This is a genomic window from Pseudomonas sp. PD9R, assembly GCF_019200975.1.
Taxonomy (GTDB): domain Bacteria; phylum Pseudomonadota; class Gammaproteobacteria; order Pseudomonadales; family Pseudomonadaceae; genus Aquipseudomonas.
Genome location: NZ_JAHTMR010000002.1, coordinates 657,915 through 676,342, shown reverse-complemented (window position 1 = coordinate 676,342; position 18,428 = coordinate 657,915). Strand labels below are relative to the sequence as shown.

Genomic DNA, 18,428 nt, shown 5'->3' with positions numbered 1-18,428 from the left:
CCCGTCCGTGGCCGAGTTCTGATCAAGAGTCCATCGCGATCTTTTCACATAAACACCGGCCCTTCGTAGGCACCACTGGTCTGAATGGTAGGTCAGCGTGATGTGTAGTGCGTGTGACTTGATCGAGATCACAGTTTTAAGGCGAGCTGTGACTACGCTCAAATATCAGACTCACGGCAACTCTTGCCATAACAGTGGGAGCTACATCATGACCCCTCATCAGCATTCAGTTGGAAACGCGGGCCCACCATTTTGGAGGAGCAAAATGGGTGTCGTACTCATCATGCTGGTTGCGATTGGCGCTTTTTACGTGGTCCGGGAACACTTCAGCCATGTTTCGCCTTATCTGATTTACCTGCCCTATCTGATTCTGTTGATCTGCCCCTTGATGCATTTTTTTGGACATGGCCATGGGGGGCATGGTGGACATGTCGGTCCGTCAGAAACCAGCAAGGATGAGAAAGGAAAATAGCCATGCCTAACGCCATCAGTCACCAAGACCACGCCCTTCCTGCGAAGGTTCTGGATGAAGGTCTACGCGATCCGGTGTGTGGCATGGCTGTTACCCCACCGATCAAGCTCAGCGAAACTTATCAGGGGCAGACGTATCAGTTTTGCAGCCTGAAGTGCCAGGAAAAGTTTCGAGCAGAACCACAACGCTATACCGTTGCCCCGTTGGATACCGATCACTCCAGCCACACAGCTCTAGCCGTTGAAACGCAGGAAGTTACTGAATACACCTGCCCTATGCATCCAGAGATACGTCGGCCTGGCCCCGGTACCTGTCCTAAATGCGGCATGACATTGGAACCGGTCATACCAGTGCTGGAAGAGGAAGAAAACCCCGAGTTCAAGGACTTCACCCGTCGCTTTTGGTGGTCGTTGCCATTAACTGTGATCGTGACAGTACTCGCCATGGCGGGACACTCGTTGCAACTCTTCCATGGGGCTACCCAGAACTGGGTCGAGCTTATCCTTGCAACCCCTGTAACCTTATGGGCTGGCTGGCCGTTTTTTGTGAGGGGCATGGATTCGATTCGTCATCGCAGCCCCAATATGTGGACCTTGATTGGCCTGGGTACAGCCGCTGCGTACCTTTACAGCGTCGCAGCTACAATTTTTCCCCAGAGTTTTCCCGCCACCTTCATGCAAGAGGGCCGCATCGGCGTCTACTTCGAAGCCGCAGCCGTGATCATCTCGCTAACCTTGTTCGGTCAGATACTTGAACTCAAAGCTCGATCACAAACGTCTTTGGCTATTAAGTCTCTACTTGGCCTGTCTCCGAAAACCGCACGCAGGATCAATGCCGATGGTAAAGAGGAAGACATCCCTCTCGCGCATGTGCACAAAGGTGATCACCTCCGGGTCAGACCGGGTGAAAAAGTTCCTGTCGATGGCTCTGTGCTGGACGGCGAAAGCGCAGTCGATGAGTCGATGCTGACCGGCGAGCCGGTGCCTGTGATGAAAAGAAGCGGCGATAGCCTGATCGGAGCCACACTCAATACCCATGGCAGCTTAGTGATGGAAGCGCAGAAAATTGGTGCTGAAACCATGCTGTCGCAAATCGTTCAGATGGTTGCCCGCGCCCAACGCTCTAAAGCGCCCATGCAGTGCATGGCCGACGTCGTCGCTGGTTACTTTGTGATGGGCGTAATAGCGATTGCCATACTGACTCTTTTGGGATGGGGGCTGTTTGGTCCAGAGCCTGGCTGGGTCTTCGGCCTGATCAACGCTGTCGCTGTGCTTATCATTGCTTGCCCCTGCGCGCTTGGGCTTGCGACACCAATGTCAATCATGGTTTCCACCGGCAAAGCGGCCAGCATGGGGGTCCTGTTCAGAGATGCCGGCGCCATCGAGAGCCTTTGCAAGATCGACACGCTGATTGTGGATAAGACCGGAACCCTGACAGAGGGTCGTCCGGTGTTTCACAGTGTGGAAGCCACGCAGAAGTTCGTTGCCAATGATGTACTTCAACTGGCCGCTAGCCTTGACCAAGGCAGTGAGCATCCGCTGGCTCACGCCATTGTTGATCATGCCCTTGCTGAGAGTCTGGTCCTAACCAAACCTGAGTCGTTCGAGTCCGGTTCTGGGATCGGGGTCAGTGGCATGGTCGATGGCAAAAAAATCCAGTTGGGCAATACCGCCTTGATGGAAGAGGCGGGTGTAAACATCAGTCCCCTCAAGAACCGCGCCGAGCAATTGCGCCTTGAAGGAATCAGCATCATCTACCTGGCGGTCGATGGAATACTGGCGGGGCTACTAGCGGTGTCTGACCCGATCAAGCCTACTTCCAAGGAGGCTGTCACCAAACTCAAAGCCGACAATATAAAGATCATCATGGCCACCGGGGATGGCCTCACCACGGCACGGGCTGTCGCCAAGGAAATGGGTATTGAAGAAGTACACGGCGAGGTGAAACCCCAAGACAAGGAGCGTCTGGTCGCAGACCTGCAAAAAACGGGTCGACGCGTTGCCATGGCGGGCGACGGTATCAATGATGCTCCTGCTCTGGCCCGAGCAGATGTAGGCATCGCGATGGGGACAGGGACAGACGTCGCGATGAACAGTGCGCAGCTTACTCTCGTAAAGGGTGACTTGATGGGTATTCTCCGGGCGCGGGCCCTTTCTGTCGCGACTGTAAAAAACATGCGGCAGAATCTGGGGTTCGCCTTTGTCTACAACTCAATGGGTATCCCGCTCGCGGCAGGTCTGCTGTATCCCCTCACCGGACATCTCTTATCGCCGATGATCGCTGCCATTGCTATGAGCGTTAGCTCCGCATCCGTCGTTTTCAATGCGCTCAGGCTGAGGAACACTCACGTAGATTGAGATCAATGCCTTATTTGAGCCACAACATAGACAACTCTTGACCTTCCCATCGTGTCAGCGTTGATGCTGTGGTTGCGGCTAAAAATAGGGCCGCTCAACACGAGAGGAATAGCTATGTTCGTCTTAGAAGTTTCAGGCATTGGTTGTGGAGGCTGCGTCAGTAAAATTACCAAAGCCATTCAATCGTTGGATAACCAGGCAACCGTTTCGGTGGATCGTGCCGCCGGTAAGGTCAACGTCGAAAGCAACGAAAGCCCAGAGCGCGTGCGTTCAATTGTTGAGGCACTTGGATTCCCTTCCAAAATCGGCATCTGAGAGCCCCGGTCGACCTGCGCGCTCACGTTTCTCATGAACACTATTTTCTAGCGTTCATTTCATATACCAGCGCGCAGCGGAGATGGCTTGATCCAACTCTGATCAATTAGTTTTGTATGGAAACCTTCAAACCACCAAGACGAGATACCTACTCCAAGTGCAGTCAGGAGGTTATCCCGTAAGGAAATCACAACCTGACACAACGGTAATACTCACTTAAGGCTTCTGACAGGTTGCGGGTTCTAAGATTGCGTCGCGTCTTGAACTTAGCCCCCTCGAATTACGTCTTGATATAGGTTCAACGGGGGTAGCCAAATCTTATCCGAGGATACCCACATGAAACCCATGAAAACCCTTTTTGTCATCGCAGCCTTGGCCGTTTCCTCTCTGGCAATGGCCGAAGGTGGCAGTGATCGCGTATTCGCACGCATGGAAGCAGCCAGACAGAACTCCATGGAAGCGCACCAAGTAGCCCAAAAGCAAGGTACTCAAAGCCCCGTAGCAGAGAGCAAAGCCAAAGGTGTCGACCACGCCAATTGCTGAGTAGCTTGGCGCGCTCCCAAGCTGACAGAAATGTAATCACCGTGATGGTCCAGATGTGGCAATTTCTGAGTTCGCTTGCCATATCCATTCGTCTTTGGCAACGGTGGGCGACGCTCATCTGGGCTAAGCACGATTTCCCGAGATATTGCCTTCAACCTGTATGAGCAACTCATTAGTTGTTTATCACGGCTTCCCTTTTGACTGATTGGACATAACGGCATGCACTCCAAAACCTCTAGGCGGACATTCGTTAAAGGCCTGGCCGCTGGTGGCATTCTCGGCGGCCTTGGCCTGTGGCGCACTCCTGTATGGGCGGTGACAAGTCCTGGCCTGCCGAGCGTACTCACCGGCAACGAATTTGATCTGTTTATTGGTGAGACCCCTCTAAACATCACCGGCTCGCCGCGCACAGCCATGACCATCAATGGATCATTGCCAGGACCTTTGCTGCGTTGGCGCGAAGGAGAGACGGTCACCCTGCGTGTAAAAAACCGTCTAGACCAAGACACCTCAATCCATTGGCACGGCATCATCCTGCCGGCCAACATGGACGGTGTACCGGGCTTGAGTTTCCATGGCATCGCTCCCGATGGAATGTACGAGTACAAATTCAAGGTTCATCAGAACGGTACGTACTGGTACCACAGCCATTCTGGTTTACAGGAGCAGGCAGGCGTCTACGGTCCAATCGTTATCGACTCCAAAGAGCCTGAACCTTTCCAATACAACCGCGACTACGTGGTGATGCTGACTGACTGGACCGATGAGGATCCTAGTCGCGTCATGGCAAAACTCAAGAAACAATCTGACTATTACAACCACCACAAACGTACCGTTGGCGATTTCATCGACGATGTCAGTAAGCAAGGCTGGTCATCTGCCGTAGCCGACCGGAAGATGTGGGCTGAAATGAAAATGAACCCCACCGATCTCGCAGACGTCAGTGGGGATACTTACACCTATCTCATGAATGGCCAGGCCCCGAACGGCAACTGGACCGGGATTTTCAAACCGGGTGAGAAGCTGCGCCTGCGCTTTATCAACGGCTCGGCGATGAGCTACTTCGACGTCCGCATTCCTGGTTTGAAAATGACGGTTGTGGCCGCCGATGGTCAGCACGTCAACCCAGTCAGCGTCGACGAGTTCCGCATCGCCGTGGCAGAAACCTACGACGTAATCGTAGAGCCTGCCGGTGAAGAGGCCTACACCATCTTCGCCCAGTCAATGGATAGAACCGGTTATGCACGGGGAACCCTGGCAGTTCGCGAAGGATTAAAGGCACGAGTGCCTGCCCTCGACCCTCGGCCTCTTTTGACCATGGATGACATGGGAATGGGCGGTATGGCTGGGATGGACCATGGCAGCATGGCTGGTATGGGCGGCGGAGAGATGAAACAAGGAGACATGTCCGGCATGGCCGGAATGGACCATAGCAAGATGACTGGTATGGACCAAAGTGACATGGCCGGGATGACCGGCATGGACAGCGGTGACATGACTAACATGGCGGGTATGGACCACAGCAAGATGGCGAGCATGGACAAAGGCGACATGTCCAACATGGCCGGCGTGGACCACAGCAAGATGACAGGGATGGATCATGGCGATATGTCGGGAATGGCTGGCATGGGCGGCATGGGTGGAGAAATGCAGACTCACCCAGCCTCTGAAACCAACAATCCCTTGGTCGACATGCAAGCCATGAACCCCACGCCAAAGCTAAACGATCCCGGCATAGGGTTACGAAACAATGGTCGTCGAGTGCTCACCTACTCTGACCTAAAAAGCACATTTCAGGACCCTGACGGTCGTGAGCCCAATCGCACCATAGAGCTTCATCTGACCGGTCACATGGAGAAGTTCTCGTGGTCATTCAACGGCATCAAATTCTCTGACGCCGAGCCGCTTCGCCTTAAGTATGGCGAGCGCCTGCGCATCACCCTAGTGAACGACACCATGATGACCCATCCCATCCATCTTCACGGCATGTGGAGTGACCTGGAGGATGAGAACGGCAAATTCATGGTGCGCAAGCACACGATTGATATGCCGCCAGGTACCAAGCGCAGCTATCGAGTCACCGCTGATGCCTTAGGTCGATGGGCATATCACTGCCACCTGCTTTTCCATATGGAAATGGGCATGTTCCGTGAAGTTCGGGTTGATGAGTAAAGGAGACGATCTGTGAGCACATACCAAAATTGTAAATCGCTAGTGGGTTGCCTCTTTGCCGTTAGCCTGCTGGGCGGACTTTCATCCACGGTGCTGGCAGGGGTGCCCAGTAGCGAGTATTCACCTGCGAATCCCACGACATCACCGGACAAGACGGCAACCAAGGCAAACGAGCCAAAGCCGGATTACGGGTCGATAGACCACAGCAAGATAAGCCATGAGTCGATGGATCATGACCAAAAAACCAAAAAGGCGGATTGAGATCATGACCAGTAAGTTTTTACGCCCAACGCTGATGGCACTGGCAGTCTCTACCAGTCCTGCTTTCATTATCATGGCTAATGCCGCTGAAGAGATGGATCCGTCGATGGCTATGCCATCAAGTGCGGACTCACAGCCTTCGACTTCGCAAAAATCCAAGCCAGCCAAAGCGAAAAATGGCGCGATGGACCACTCTAAGATGGACCACGGCTCAATGGGAACCATGGACCATAGCAAGATGGGGGCTATGGATCACAGCAAGATGAGCATGGACGACGGGCAAATGGACGGCATGGAAAGCATGGATGCAGGGGCGACTACCACGAGCCGAATCCCAATTCCCGTACTTACCGACGCTGACCGTGCAGCCGCCTTTCCAGATGTGGCAGGCCATGGTGTTCACGACAAAAAACTTAACTCCTTCATCCTTCTTGATAAGTTTGAGTATCAAGACGCTGACAACGGTAGTGCGCTGGCCTGGGATGCAAAAGGATGGATCGGCGGTGACGTTGATCGCCTGTGGTTGCGTTCGGAAGGTGAGCGTACCAACGGCGTAACGGAAAACGCTGAACTCCAAGCACTTTGGGGGCACGCCATCGGTCCATGGTGGGATGTCGTCACTGGCGTTCGACAAGACTTCAAGCCCGGGTCGCCTCAAACATGGGGAGCGCTCGGTATTCAGGGCATGGCTCTCTATAACTTTGAAGCCGAAGCGACTGCCTATATCGGTGAGAATGGTCAAACGGCCGCTCGACTTGAAGGCGACTACGACATTCTGCTGACTAATCGCCTGATCTTGCAGCCAACAGCCGAAGTAAATTTATACGGGAAAAATGATCCTCAGCGCGGCATTGGGTCTGGATTGGCCAACACCGAAGTAGGTTTCCGATTGCGTTACGAGATTGTTCGCCAATTTGCCCCTTATGTCGGGGTTACCTGGAATCGCTCCTACGGCAAGACCGCCGACTTGGCCAGCGATGAAGGAGAAAAGACCAACGAGGCTCGGTTTGTAGCGGGTATTCGGATGTGGTTCTGATTCAATTTAGCAATGCCATTAAGAGCTTTGAATGATCGGGGAACCCCTTCCCCGACTCAAGGGTAAGACCATCAACCAAACCTCAGCAGCCGTACTGAAAGCTCGGGGGCGAGGTCTGCTTTTTCGCGGGATTTCCCAACGCGGCCAAGGTAAAAGGAAATATTCATGAAAGGTAGCTTCCGACTCTCAAATCGATTTATGCGTATCGCAACTTTCGCCGCGCTGTTCATCGGTTCAACCGCTCAAGCGGCACAGGCCCTGACCATTGATGTTCATCGAGATGCGAACTGCGGATGCTGCAAGAAATGGATTCAGCATCTTGAGGCCAATGGCTTCACCGTCATTGATCATGTAGAAACCAACATGAGTGCTGTCAAACAGGACCTTGGTGTCGCTCCACGACTATCGTCTTGTCACACCGCGATGATCAACGGGAAGTTTGTTGAGGGCCACGTACCCGCTGAACAAATCATTGCGATGAGTAAGCGTGACGACCTTCTCGGGATCGCTGCTCCCGGCATGCCAGCAGGTTCTCCAGGAATGGAAGTCGACGGAGTGCATGAGGCCTACCAGATAATCGGTCTGACCAAAGACGGCACAGATCAGGTCATTGCTGAATACCCCGTAAACTAATCCCTCCCCATCCATCCCGTCACAGCATGGTCACCGTTCATGGCCATGCAGCGGGACTTGCTCTGTCGACTTCATTCTCAAACAATTCGCCAAGGACGATCAGCAACGGTTGTACAGGCGCGCTTAAACCACATCGGATAACCCCGCACCGCTGTCCTCAATAACAATTTGAGATGACGCCATGCTCCGTATGCTGACAAGCACTGCGCAGCAGATTGCTGACCGCGATAGTGATCGGTTTGGAAATGGTGTTGCCCCTCAGCTTGCCCTCCCAAACCAGGAAATCTGTTTCGGCTGAAAAGGTAGAAAACGTAAATGACAGTGCTTTAAGAGTTCTTTTTTTGCAGGCTTTTCAGACGCAGGGTCGCGCGTTGTACAGCTGCCATTTTTTCTGGACGCTTCATTCGCTTCCATTTTCTGATGTCTTCCTTGGTTCGACCGCAGCTGACGCATAGTTCGCTGTTCAGCTGGCAAACAGAAATACAGGGATTTTCGATGTCCTTGGCCATCCTTCAATTCCTCGTCGAACTTATGCGTGCTACGGGTTCATTGTTAAACCAGAACGGCGACCTGATCCGGTGATTCAGCGCCCAACTTTGTACGGTACTCAACAGTGAGATGAGTGACCTCATGAACCGCAGAGAGTCGTTCTCGTATGTTTTCGGCATTCACTGCTGGGCTGCCCAGAACACTCACAATTGCGGCGCGGGCTTGCGGCCCCACCTGCCAGACATGAAGATCAATGATCGAAGCATCCCCCGGTCGTTCAACTAGTTCACGAATCTCTTCAGCGACATGATCATCTGTCTGGTCGAGCAATACACCCGCAGTTACCCGCATCAACGACCAAGCCCAGCGTGCAATGACAACTGCACCCACAATCCCCATTGCAGGGTCGAGCCATACCCAGCCGAGGTATCGGCCAGCAAGTAAAGCAGCGATGGCCAGAACCGAGGTCAGGGCATCTGCAACAACGTGAACGTAAGCAGAGCGCAAATTATTGTCGTGACCATGCGCATGGTGAGATTGATCGTGGCCATGGTCATGCCCATGGTGATGATCATGTCCGCCAGACAGCAAAAGCGCGCTTACCACATTCACTGCTAATCCGACAACTGCGATAAGAGTCGCTGTCCCGAATTGCACTTGAGTCGGTTGAAAGAGACGAAATAGCGACTCTCCGGCAATCCCCAAGGAGACCAGTCCCAAAATCAGAGCAGAGGCGAAGCCACCCAAGTCTCCCACCTTGCCAGTTCCAAAACTGTAGCGAGCACTTGAGGCGTGTCTTTTTGCGTAACCGTAAGCAGCTGCGGCTATGCCAAGTGCTCCAGCGTGCGTTGCCATGTGAAAACCATCGGCAAGCAACGCCATTGAGCCAGTGAGATAACCTGCGGTGATTTCAGCAACCATCATTACGACGGTCAGCGCCACCACCCACAAGGTTCGCTTGGCGTTTTCTTCATGTGATTTCCCAAGGAACATATGGTCGTGGGAATAGTCGGTGTACGAATTACTCATCTGGGGAAAATCCTATTTGGAATAGCGGCGAATGGCTTCGAGAAGCTCATCGACGCCTTTCGCTCTTTCTTCGTTGCTGAGTGTCGGATTCGCGACGTGTTCACGAGCGTGATCTTCGATGATTTCATCCATCAGCCCATTGATAGCGCCACGGGTCGAAGCGACCAAAAGCAATGTTTTCGAGCAGTCATCATCAGAGTCGAGTGCTCGCTCAATCGCCTGGATTTGCCCAGCGATTCGCTTTACGCGTTTAAGAAGATTGTCTTTGCTCGATCTCACATGACCCATACCATACCCCCCATACCTATATTGAAAGTATAATCACACGTTCCAACTAGCCATACAACCCAGGGAGGAAATACATCCGACCGGCAGCGTTGCAGCATTTGAACGCTGCAATCGAAACATTGAGCACGTCGCCTCGCCTTGCAGAACCAGTACAACCCGTATGGGCAGGCCCGCACTCCAGTAATTCAATAGATAACGTATCGCCTATTTCTTGAGCTGCCATGGTCTATGGTTTAGGATCGAGCCATATCCCCCCAGGGGGGATGATCGCGCTCTATAGAGACGAAACCAGCTGATTGCGTCTGTTCGTGAAAAGTCGGTAGCCACCTGCTTACGCACTTCGCCACTTGAGATATTTCATGCTAAAAATCTTAGCCAACCGAACCTACCGTCACCTCTTCCTGGCCCAGGTGATTGCACTCGTAGGGACTGGCCTTGCCACTGTCGCGCTGGGACTGCTGGCGTTTGATCTCGCAGGCGCTCAAGCGGGTGCTGTTCTCGGCACAGCGTTAGCGATCAAAATGACGGCTTACATCGGCATAGCCCCCATTGCAGCTGCTTTTGCAGAGCGTCTACCCCGTCGGACAATGCTGGTATCGCTGGATTTGGTGCGAGCACTGGTCGCGCTCGCTCTGCCGTTTGTGACGGAAGTTTGGCAGATCTACGTGCTGATTTTTGTTCTCCAGTCAGCCTCGGCGGCGTTCACCCCCACATTTCAGGCAACCATTCCGGACATCCTGCTGGACGAGGACGACTACACCCGCGCCTTGTCGCTATCGCGTCTGGCCTATGATCTTGAAAGTGTCGCCAGCCCTATGCTCGCCGCCGCGTTGCTGACCGTGATCAGCTTCCATAACCTATTCGCCGGCACTGTCATCGGCTTTCTCGCCTCAGCGGCCCTGGTCGCCAGCGTGGTGCTGCCAAAGGCGAAGCCGACGCCACGACGCAGCATCTACGCACGAACTACCCGTGGCATGCGCATATTCCTGGCCACCCCTCGCCTACGGGGGCTGCTGGCTCTTAATCTGACAGTAGCTGCTGCCAGTGCCATGGTCATCGTCAATACGGTGGTGCTGGTGCAGTCGCGCTTCGCTCTGCCACAGAGTTCTACAGCATTGGCGCTCGCTGCGTTTGGTGGTGGCTCGATGGTCGCCGCCCTGGTCTTGCCTCGCCTGTTGAAAAACATCGAAGATCGAACGGCCATGCTATTTGGTGGGGGAATATTGGTTGCAGGCTTGGCGGTTGGCATCAACCTGACCACCTACAACTTCCTGCTGCCACTGTGGATGGTGCTTGGCGTGGGCTACTCCCTGGCTCAGACTCCGAGTGGTCGCCTGTTGCGTCGCTCGGCACATGCCGAAGATCGCCCTGCGTTGTTTGCCGCCCAATTTGCGCTATCCCATGCTTGCTGGTTGATTACTTATCCACTGGCGGGATGGATGGGTGCCAACATCAGCCTCATGGCGTCGTTTGTTGGGCTCGCTGTCGTGGCAGGTAGTGCACTGGTGGTCAGCCTTGTGATCTGGCGTCCTGCTCATGACCAAGAGTCGATCAAACACACCCATGAGAACCTGCCGGACGATCACATACACCTAGACGGCCAGGATGGCATCGATCACGAACACCCGTATGTGATCGATGATCAGCATCGCAGATGGCCAAGTTGAGGGGCTTTAGTTCTTAAGCTTTTACCAACCCTGAGATCAGATACCGTAGAGCTTGTAGAGCGGCGAGATGGCACGGATAGAACCAGTAGTCCAGTACCGCACCGGCCAAACCTTGTAGGTCATGACAAACTTAGAGGTATTTAGTGATTTTCTTGAACGCCTCCAGTGGTGCGCGCTCGCCATTGTTCAACGCCGAAACGGTGTCCTCCAGACAGTTATCAATGTGATCCTGTATGAGCGTTCGCTTGGCCTGACACACCGCTTTTTCCACGGCATATAGTTGCTGAGCAATGTCGACGCACTCACGACCATCTTCGATCATGGTGATGATGCTGCGCAAATGACCGTCGGCCCGCTTAAGGCGCTTGATAATTGCCTCATGGGTCTGATGAGTGTGGGAATGGTTGTGTTCGAGTTCACTCATGTACTGATACTCACACTCAATGAATTACGTCGGTATGTTATCCCCCGAGGGGGATACCACCAAACAAATGTTGGTCGTAAAAAAAGAATCAAATCCGCAAGGACTCAATCTAGCGATGCTCTGCATATTGGTTTGTGTCTTGTTTTGGCTCCATTTACGAGCCCCATCCATAGAGTTATGGGGAGGCTCATTGCTTACGAAGTCTTTGTTAGCGGTGAGCCGTCGACACAGTCTTTTTGCTTCGGCCGCTTTGACATCCAGCATCCCTGCCCCGCTCATCATCTATATCGGACTGGAGCCAGCATGCCTCGGTAGCGCGATAGAAATCAGCGCTGCGAGCAGAACGAATGCGCTCGATATCCACAAGCACGCGCCCAACCCATACACCTGATAAACCCAGCCGGAGAGCACCGTGCCGATCAGTCGTCCCATGGCGTTCGACATGTAATAAAAACCCACGTCCAGCGACACTCCATCTTCCTTGGCGTAGGAGACGATCAGGTAGCTGTGCAGCGACGAATTCACCGCGAACAGAGCACCAAAGACCATTAATCCGCCGAGCAGCACCGTCTGCTGCGACAAACCAGTGTTCAGCCCGAGAGCGATTGCCGCAGGCAAGCCTGCCAGTGCAAGTGCCCACAGAAACGCCGCACGACCATCCGGCACGTGTCCGCTTTTTTTGCCGGTGATGTTAGGTGCAAAGGATTGCACGATGCCGTAGCCAATCACCCAGGCCGCAAGGAAGCCGCCAACCTTCCAGAAGTCCCAGCCGAACACGCTGCTCAGGTACACCGGCAAGGCCACCACAAACCAGACATCACGGGCGCCGAACAGGAACATTCGGGCCGCTGAGAGGATATTGATCGCCCGGCTCTTGGACAGGATGTCGCGAAATTTTGGCTTGGCTTTGGCCTTGCCCAGGTCCTTCTTCAACAGGATCAGGCTGCTGATCCAGATCAGCGCCAAGACACCCGCCATGGCCAGCAAGGCGCCTTTGAAGCCGATGAGTGCCAGCAAGGCTCCACCAAGAAAGAAGCCGACACCCTTGAGTGCGTTCTTCGAGCCGGTGAGGATCGCCACCCACTTGTAGAGCTTGCCCTGCTGCCCATCAGGAACCAGAAGCTTGATGGAGCTTTTGGCACTCATCTTATTCAGGTCTTTGGCGATCCCCGACAACGCCTGCGCGCCCATCACCCATGGGATGGTTAGCCAAGACACCGGAACGGTCAGCATCAACAGCGCCGCGACCTGGATACCCAGCCCGATGTTCATGGTTCGGTTCAGACCCAGCCGAGCCCCGAGGTAGCCACCCACAAGATTGGTGATCACGCCAAAGAGTTCGTAGAACAGGAACAACGCCGCTATTTGAAGTGGGCTGTAGCCCAACGCGTGAAAGTGCAGCACCACCAACATGCGCAAAGCGCCATCGGTGAGGGTGAAGGCCCAGTAGTTGCCCGTCACGAGCAGGTACTGCCGCACTTCCGGAGCGAGGGCTGACAACGTTTTCATGACCGCTCCTTAGACTGCCAGACCGACCATTTTGGCCAGCTCGACGGTGCGGTTGGCATAGCCCCATTCGTTGTCATACCAGGCGTAGAGTTTGACCTGAGTGCCGTTGATAACCATGGTCGACAGCGCATCGATAATCGACGAACGCGGGTCGGTGCGGTAGTCGATGGACACCAGTGGACGCGTCTCGAAACCGAGGATGTCTTTTAGCTCGTTCTCGGAAGCATCCTTGAGGAGTTGATTCACCTCCTCGACAGTCGTGGCACGCTCGACCTCAAAGACACAGTCAGTCAGCGAAGCGTTGGCCAGCGGTACGCGTACGGCGTGACCATTCAGGCGCCCACGCAACTCTGGGAAGATTTCGGCAATGGCGGTGGCCGAGCCGGTACTGGTTGGAATCAGACTCATGCCGGAAGCACGTGCACGCCGCAAATCCTTGTGTGGCTGATCGAGAATGCTTTGGGTGTTGGTCAGGTCATGGATGGTGGTGATCGAGCCGTGGCGAATGCCAAGCTTTTCGTGGATGACTTTCACCACTGGTGCTAGACAGTTGGTGGTGCACGAAGCAGCGGTGACGATGCGATGTTCCGCCGCATTGAACAGCTGATGATTGACGCCCATGACGACGTTCAGCGCGCCTTTTTCCTTCACCGGAGCGCAGACCACCACGCGCTTCACGCCTTGGTCGAGGTAAGCCTGAAGCACAGCGACGGTCTTCATCTTGCCGCTGGCTTCAATCACCAGATCGCAACCCGACCAGTCGGTGTCGGCAATCGCTTTGTTCGCAGTCACCTTGATGCGCTTGCCGCCAATCACCACCTGATCGCCTTCTGCGCTGGCTTCGTTGTGCCAACGACCATGCACAGAGTCGAAGTTGATCAGGTGCGCATGGGTTACTGCATCGCCTGCCGGATCGTTGATCTGCACGAATTCAAACTCCGGCCAGCTCCAAGCGGCTCGCAGCGCGAGGCGACCGATCCGACCAAAACCATTGATGCCAACTTTGATAGTCATGTTGTTGTGCTCTGTATCTGTTTGTCAGTGGGAATTCGACTGGGTGTCAAACTGGCCGATGTATTCAATGTGGGCAGGATGCTGAATGGCGCGTGGACGCAACGACTGAACATCGCGGATGGCGTCACTAAATGGCACACCGCTCTCGATCAATAGCTGAGCGGCGACCAAGCCCGTACGACCCGAGCCGCCCTTGCAATGGATAGCAATCGTTTTCCCTTCGGTCAGCAGCTGCTTCAGTCGCGGATGATGCTGTTCCCATGCTGCTTTGAATGCTTCGCCAGGCGCTTGATCGTCTTCTACCGGCAGGTGAAACCACTCGATGCCGAGCATTTGGCACTCTTCGGGCAGCAGGTCGATCTCGTTCTGAAGCAACTCTTCTGTTGGCATCAGCGTCAGCAACGCCGATGCCCCTGCATCCTTGAGGGTTTGCAACGCCTCGAAAGGTCGGGTGCCCTTCGTGCCAGGGCACGGGGTGAAGATCAATTGGCCTTTGAACTGTGCCAGAGGCAGTACGGAATACGGGTGTTGTTGCACAGTGAAAAATCCTCAGATGGAGCGCTGATTGACACGTTTCATGAGTTCTTCCGCCGATTCCTTGCGCTCGGAGTAACGATCCACCAGATAGTCCTGACGGTCGCGAAGCAGCAGCGTGAATTTCACCAACTCTTCCATCACATCAACGACACGGTCGTAGAACGGAGAAGGCTTCATCCGACCGTTGTCGTCGAATTCCATATAGGCCTTCGGCACAGAGGATTGGTTGGGGATGGTGAACATGCGCATCCAACGTCCCAGCACTCTCAGCTGATTGACCACGTTGAACGACTGCGAGCCACCGCATACCTGCATGACCGCGAGGGTTTTGCCCTGGGTCGGGCGTACCGCGCCCATCGCGAGTGGCACCCAGTCGATCTGCGCCTTGAATACTGCGCTCATGGAACCGTGACGTTCTGGAGAGCACCAGACCTGCCCCTCGGACCACAGCATCAGCTCGCGCAGTTCCTTCACACGGGGGTGATCGTCGGGAGCGTCGTCTGGCAGCGGCAAGCCCGACGGATTGAAAACCCGCGCCTCGGCGCCGAAGTGCTCCAGCAATCGAGCGGCCTCCTCGACCAGCAGGCGACTGAAGGACCTCTCACGGGTCGATCCGTACAGCAGCAAAATGCGTGGCTTATGGATAGAGGTCATCTCGATGCCCAGCTTGTCAGTCGATGGGAGATCGACCAGTTCGGTATCGAGTTGGGGGATGTGGTCATCAAACATAGTCTTTGTCCTGCGCAATGGCGCTCTTGGATTCATCGAACCAGCGGCGTTTCAGCCAAAGGGCCACACCGACCAGGGAAATCAGAACCGGTACTTCCACCAGCGGACCAATCACCGTGGCAAAGGCGACCGGGGAAGCCAGGCCAAAGGTGGCAATGGCCACGGCAATCGCCAGTTCGAAGTTGTTGCTTGCGGCTGTGAAAGCCAATGCGGTGGTGCGCGGGTAGTCAGCCTTGAGCAGCTTGCCCATCCAGAAGCTGATGAAAAACATCACCACGAAGTAGATCGTCAGAGGGATCGCGATGCGCAATACGTCGAATGGCAATTGCAGCACCACATCGCCCTTGAGGCTGAACATGGCCACGATGGTCAACAGCAGTGCCACCAGCGTCATCGGGCTGATCTTTGGAATGAAGCGGTCCTGAAACCAAGCCTCACCTTTACGGGCAATGAGAATCTTACGGGTCAGGAAGCCCGCCAGGAACGGCACACCCAGGTAGATCAGGACGGACTCGGCAATGCTGACAAAGCTGGTCTCAATCACACTGCCTTCCAACCCAAACAGCGGCGGCAGCAGACCGAGGAAGACCCAGGCATACACACTGAAAAACAGGATCTGGAAGATGCTGTTGAACGCCACCAATCCGGCGACGTACTGTTTGTTGCCACCCGCGATCTGATTCCAGACCAGCACCATCGCGATGCAACGAGCCAAGCCGATCAGGATCAGACCGGTCATGTATTCCGGCTGGTCCCGCAAGAAGATGATCGCCAGTGCGAACATCAAAACCGGGCCGATGACCCAGTTCTGGACCAAGGACAAAACGAGGATGCGCTTGTCTTTGAACACTTCCGGCAGCTCCTCATAACGAACCTTGGCCAGAGGCGGATACATCATCACGATCAAGCCGATAGCGATGGGTATGTTGGTTGTGCCCACGGAAAGACTGTTGAGCCACTGCGGCCAGCCTTCGAACAGGCTCCCCAAACCGATGCCCAAGGCCATGGCGAGAAAAATCCACAGCGTCAGGTATCGGTCCAGGAAGGAAAGGCGGCTTTTACTCATGGTCATTGCTCCTGTGGTTACAGCGTGCCAATCAGGGCCAGCTCTGCCTTGAGCTGTTCGGCACTCAGTTGCGAAAGCGGTAATGCCAGGAAGGCTTCAATACGGGTTCTGATCTGCTCCAACGTGGCTTCAAAAGCCGCCTCGATCTCTTCCTGAGTCCCGTGGTATTCCGAAGGGTCAGCCAGCCCCCAGTGGGCCTTAACGGCCGGCCCAAAAAATACCGGGCAGGCTTCACCGGCAGCCTTGTCGCACACCGTGATGACGAAATCAGGTGCCAAGTTCACATGGACATCGCTGGACTTACTGAACAGCCCGAGCGTCGACATACCAGCGTTTTCCAACGTCTTGAGACTCAGCGGATGCACTTCACCTTTGGGCTGACTGCCCGCGCTGTAGGCTTTCATGCCTTCCGGTGCCAAGTGATTGAAGACCGCTTCACAAAGGATGCTGCGGCAGCTATTGGCAGTGCAGAGAAACAGGATTTTCATTGAGGGGTCTCGTAGTCGAAGGCGGAATCAGGCGATTTTGCTTTCACAGCACACGGCTGCACGTTCAGGACGGTCACCCATTTCATCAAGGCGTTTGGCATCTGGACTTAACCAGTGCTTGTTGCTTTCCAGCACAGTGGTCAGCACTTGATGAACCCAATCAGGGAGATTCGGGTGCAGGCGGTAATAAACCCATTGGCCTTGGCGACGGTCAGACAACAGGCCGCAAGTACGCAGTTGCGCCAGGTGCCTGGAGATTTTTGGCTGACTCTCGTTCAACGCGCAGGTCAGCTCGCAAACACATAGCTCTCCTTCGCGGGTGATGAGCAGCATCGTGCGCACCCGAGTGTCGTCAGCCAGGCATTTGAAAACAGTGGTCGGTGTCAGATGGTCAGCCATATCGTTTTCTCAGTGTTTGTTTTTGACCAAGACGAACATCTTGATGCGCTCATGAATTTCATGAAGGGTGTGACGGAAGGCATCGGGTTTGGTGCTGGTGACCGGGTCCTCAAAACTCCAGGCCAATGCCTCACCGGCTCCAGGTAAAGACAGGCATTCCGCTGCGGCTTTATCACACAAGGTGATGACGTAATCGAAACGCTCACCACGGAACTCGTCTATCGACTTGCTACGTAATCCTTCGGTGCTCACACCTATGTGTGAAAGCGCCTCAAAGGTGCGTGGATCTACCTGAGTCGGAGTTGTGCCGGCGCTGAACGCCTCGAAATGCTCTGAGTCGGTATGCCTCAGCAACGCTTGGGCCAACTGAGATCGTGCAGCGTTTGCGGTACAGACGAATAGGACACGGGCTTTGCTGGTCATTGTGAAGCCTCAGCTCATATGCGGTTTAACGAATATATGTTTTTCCGCATGTAAGGTAAAGGTTCAGCGACGGAATAATTCCGGAAGACCCCGATTCCTATCGAGGATAATCGGCTAAAAGCCCTGGTCTTAAGGTGAGCAGCAGGCTATTCACTTGGCGAAACGCTTCAGAAATATTTGGAAAATTGTATATTCGAATTTTGTAATGAGTGAGTCATTCAAACAGAAATAGTCTCACTCCTGTTCGCATAACCAGGAGACAGACGAATGAAAAAACTGACGATCACAGCTGCTTTATGGACTTGCCTATTTGCGAGCCTCAGCTTCGCGAACCAGTACGACAAACCTGGGTTTGCTACCCAAGTGGACGCCGTTCGAATTGGGGGGCTTTCGTGAAGGATAGAGCAGCAAAAAGACTTCATAGCGCACGGGGAGCCGCCCAATCATTCTACGGAATTGGTGCAGGCCCAGACGGGGTAACTGTCAAGTCAGGCGACAAGAAAGCGCTCAAGGCTATCGGGTAATTGCACAGAATTGCCCTCCTGTTTGCATCCGACCTGACCAGTCATTTCATCGA

The 18,428-nt window shown here is 54.3% G+C and carries 20 protein-coding genes; 8 read left to right on the top strand and 12 right to left on the bottom strand.

Features of this window, described 5'->3' with window-relative positions:
- Positions 1-208 precede the first annotated feature (208 nt).
- The 7 genes from KUF73_RS07625 (at position 209) to KUF73_RS07595 (ending at position 7,789) form a co-directional block, all read left to right on the top strand.
- Positions 209-472, top strand: coding sequence for a DUF2933 domain-containing protein (locus KUF73_RS07625; protein WP_218437415.1), 264 nt, complete (start codon positions 209-211; stop codon positions 470-472).
- A 2-nt stretch (positions 473-474) separates the two neighbouring features.
- Complete coding sequence (locus KUF73_RS07620; protein ID WP_218437414.1) at positions 475-2,829, top strand: heavy metal translocating P-type ATPase; 2,355 nt, start codon at positions 475-477, stop codon at positions 2,827-2,829.
- Positions 2,830-2,943: 114 nt separating this feature from the next.
- Complete coding sequence (locus tag KUF73_RS07615) at positions 2,944-3,144, top strand: heavy-metal-associated domain-containing protein (protein WP_208668840.1); 201 nt, start codon at positions 2,944-2,946, stop codon at positions 3,142-3,144.
- A 336-nt stretch (positions 3,145-3,480) separates the two neighbouring features.
- On the top strand, positions 3,481-3,687 hold the full coding sequence (locus KUF73_RS07610) for a co-regulatory protein PtrA N-terminal domain-containing protein (protein WP_218437413.1): 207 nt from the start codon (positions 3,481-3,483) through the stop codon (positions 3,685-3,687).
- Positions 3,688-3,906: 219 nt separating this feature from the next.
- Positions 3,907-5,859, top strand: a complete 1,953-nt coding sequence (locus KUF73_RS07605; protein ID WP_218437412.1) for a copper resistance system multicopper oxidase — start codon at positions 3,907-3,909, stop codon at positions 5,857-5,859.
- A gap of 232 nt (positions 5,860-6,091) precedes the next feature.
- Positions 6,092-7,156 carry a copper resistance protein B gene (locus KUF73_RS07600; protein ID WP_218437446.1) on the top strand — a complete coding sequence of 355 codons (1,065 nt, stop codon included), beginning with the start codon at positions 6,092-6,094 and terminating at the stop codon, positions 7,154-7,156.
- A 165-nt stretch (positions 7,157-7,321) separates the two neighbouring features.
- Complete coding sequence (locus KUF73_RS07595; RefSeq protein WP_218437411.1) at positions 7,322-7,789, top strand: DUF411 domain-containing protein; 468 nt, start codon at positions 7,322-7,324, stop codon at positions 7,787-7,789.
- A gap of 326 nt (positions 7,790-8,115) precedes the next feature.
- Here KUF73_RS07595 and KUF73_RS07590 read toward each other — a convergent pair whose 3' ends face one another.
- Genes KUF73_RS07590 through KUF73_RS07580 form a run of 3 tightly spaced genes read right to left on the bottom strand, consistent with a single transcriptional unit; the run spans position 8,116 to position 9,595 of the window.
- Entirely contained in the window at positions 8,116-8,298 is a 183-nt protein-coding gene (locus KUF73_RS07590) for a DUF1289 domain-containing protein (protein WP_017341650.1), read from the bottom strand.
- 43 nt (positions 8,299-8,341) lie between these two features.
- On the bottom strand, positions 8,342-9,307 hold the full coding sequence (gene dmeF / locus KUF73_RS07585; protein ID WP_218437410.1) for a CDF family Co(II)/Ni(II) efflux transporter DmeF: 966 nt from the start codon (positions 9,305-9,307) through the stop codon (positions 8,342-8,344).
- Positions 9,308-9,319: 12 nt separating this feature from the next.
- Positions 9,320-9,595, bottom strand: a complete 276-nt coding sequence (locus KUF73_RS07580; protein WP_028621219.1) for a metal/formaldehyde-sensitive transcriptional repressor — start codon at positions 9,593-9,595, stop codon at positions 9,320-9,322.
- A gap of 359 nt (positions 9,596-9,954) precedes the next feature.
- On the opposite strand from KUF73_RS07580, the gene KUF73_RS07575 reads away from it, so the two are divergent.
- Positions 9,955-11,262 (top strand): MFS transporter, encoded by a 1,308-nt coding sequence (locus KUF73_RS07575; protein ID WP_218437409.1) that lies wholly within the window; start codon positions 9,955-9,957, stop codon positions 11,260-11,262.
- A 130-nt stretch (positions 11,263-11,392) separates the two neighbouring features.
- On the opposite strand, the gene KUF73_RS07570 is transcribed toward KUF73_RS07575, so the two are convergent.
- The 9 genes from KUF73_RS07570 to KUF73_RS07530 form a co-directional block, all read right to left on the bottom strand.
- Positions 11,393-11,686, bottom strand: a complete 294-nt coding sequence (locus KUF73_RS07570; RefSeq protein ID WP_218437408.1) for a metal-sensing transcriptional repressor — start codon at positions 11,684-11,686, stop codon at positions 11,393-11,395.
- A gap of 282 nt (positions 11,687-11,968) precedes the next feature.
- Entirely contained in the window at positions 11,969-13,195 is a 1,227-nt protein-coding gene (arsJ, locus tag KUF73_RS07565) for an organoarsenical effux MFS transporter ArsJ (protein ID WP_218437407.1), read from the bottom strand.
- A 9-nt stretch (positions 13,196-13,204) separates the two neighbouring features.
- On the bottom strand, positions 13,205-14,209 hold the full coding sequence (locus KUF73_RS07560; RefSeq protein WP_218437406.1) for an ArsJ-associated glyceraldehyde-3-phosphate dehydrogenase: 1,005 nt from the start codon (positions 14,207-14,209) through the stop codon (positions 13,205-13,207).
- A 24-nt stretch (positions 14,210-14,233) separates the two neighbouring features.
- Complete coding sequence (locus tag KUF73_RS07555; protein ID WP_218437405.1) at positions 14,234-14,746, bottom strand: cyclin-dependent kinase inhibitor 3 family protein; 513 nt, start codon at positions 14,744-14,746, stop codon at positions 14,234-14,236.
- A gap of 12 nt (positions 14,747-14,758) precedes the next feature.
- The gene (arsH, locus tag KUF73_RS07550) at positions 14,759-15,475 is read right to left on the bottom strand and encodes an arsenical resistance protein ArsH (protein WP_218437404.1); all 717 of its coding nucleotides are present in this window, start codon (positions 15,473-15,475) and stop codon (positions 14,759-14,761) included.
- A complete protein-coding gene (gene arsB / locus KUF73_RS07545; RefSeq protein WP_218437403.1) occupies positions 15,468-16,541 on the bottom strand; it encodes an ACR3 family arsenite efflux transporter in 1,074 nt (357 codons plus the stop codon). Before arsB ends, arsH begins: the two co-directional genes overlap by 8 nt.
- A 17-nt stretch (positions 16,542-16,558) precedes the next feature.
- Entirely contained in the window at positions 16,559-17,029 is a 471-nt protein-coding gene (locus tag KUF73_RS07540; RefSeq protein ID WP_218437402.1) for an arsenate reductase ArsC, read from the bottom strand.
- A 27-nt stretch (positions 17,030-17,056) separates the two neighbouring features.
- Positions 17,057-17,428, bottom strand: a complete 372-nt coding sequence (locus KUF73_RS07535) for a metalloregulator ArsR/SmtB family transcription factor (protein ID WP_218437401.1) — start codon at positions 17,426-17,428, stop codon at positions 17,057-17,059.
- A 9-nt stretch (positions 17,429-17,437) separates the two neighbouring features.
- Positions 17,438-17,851, bottom strand: coding sequence for an arsenate reductase ArsC (locus KUF73_RS07530; protein ID WP_046056646.1), 414 nt, complete (start codon positions 17,849-17,851; stop codon positions 17,438-17,440).
- Between the last annotated feature and the right edge of the window lie 577 nt (positions 17,852-18,428).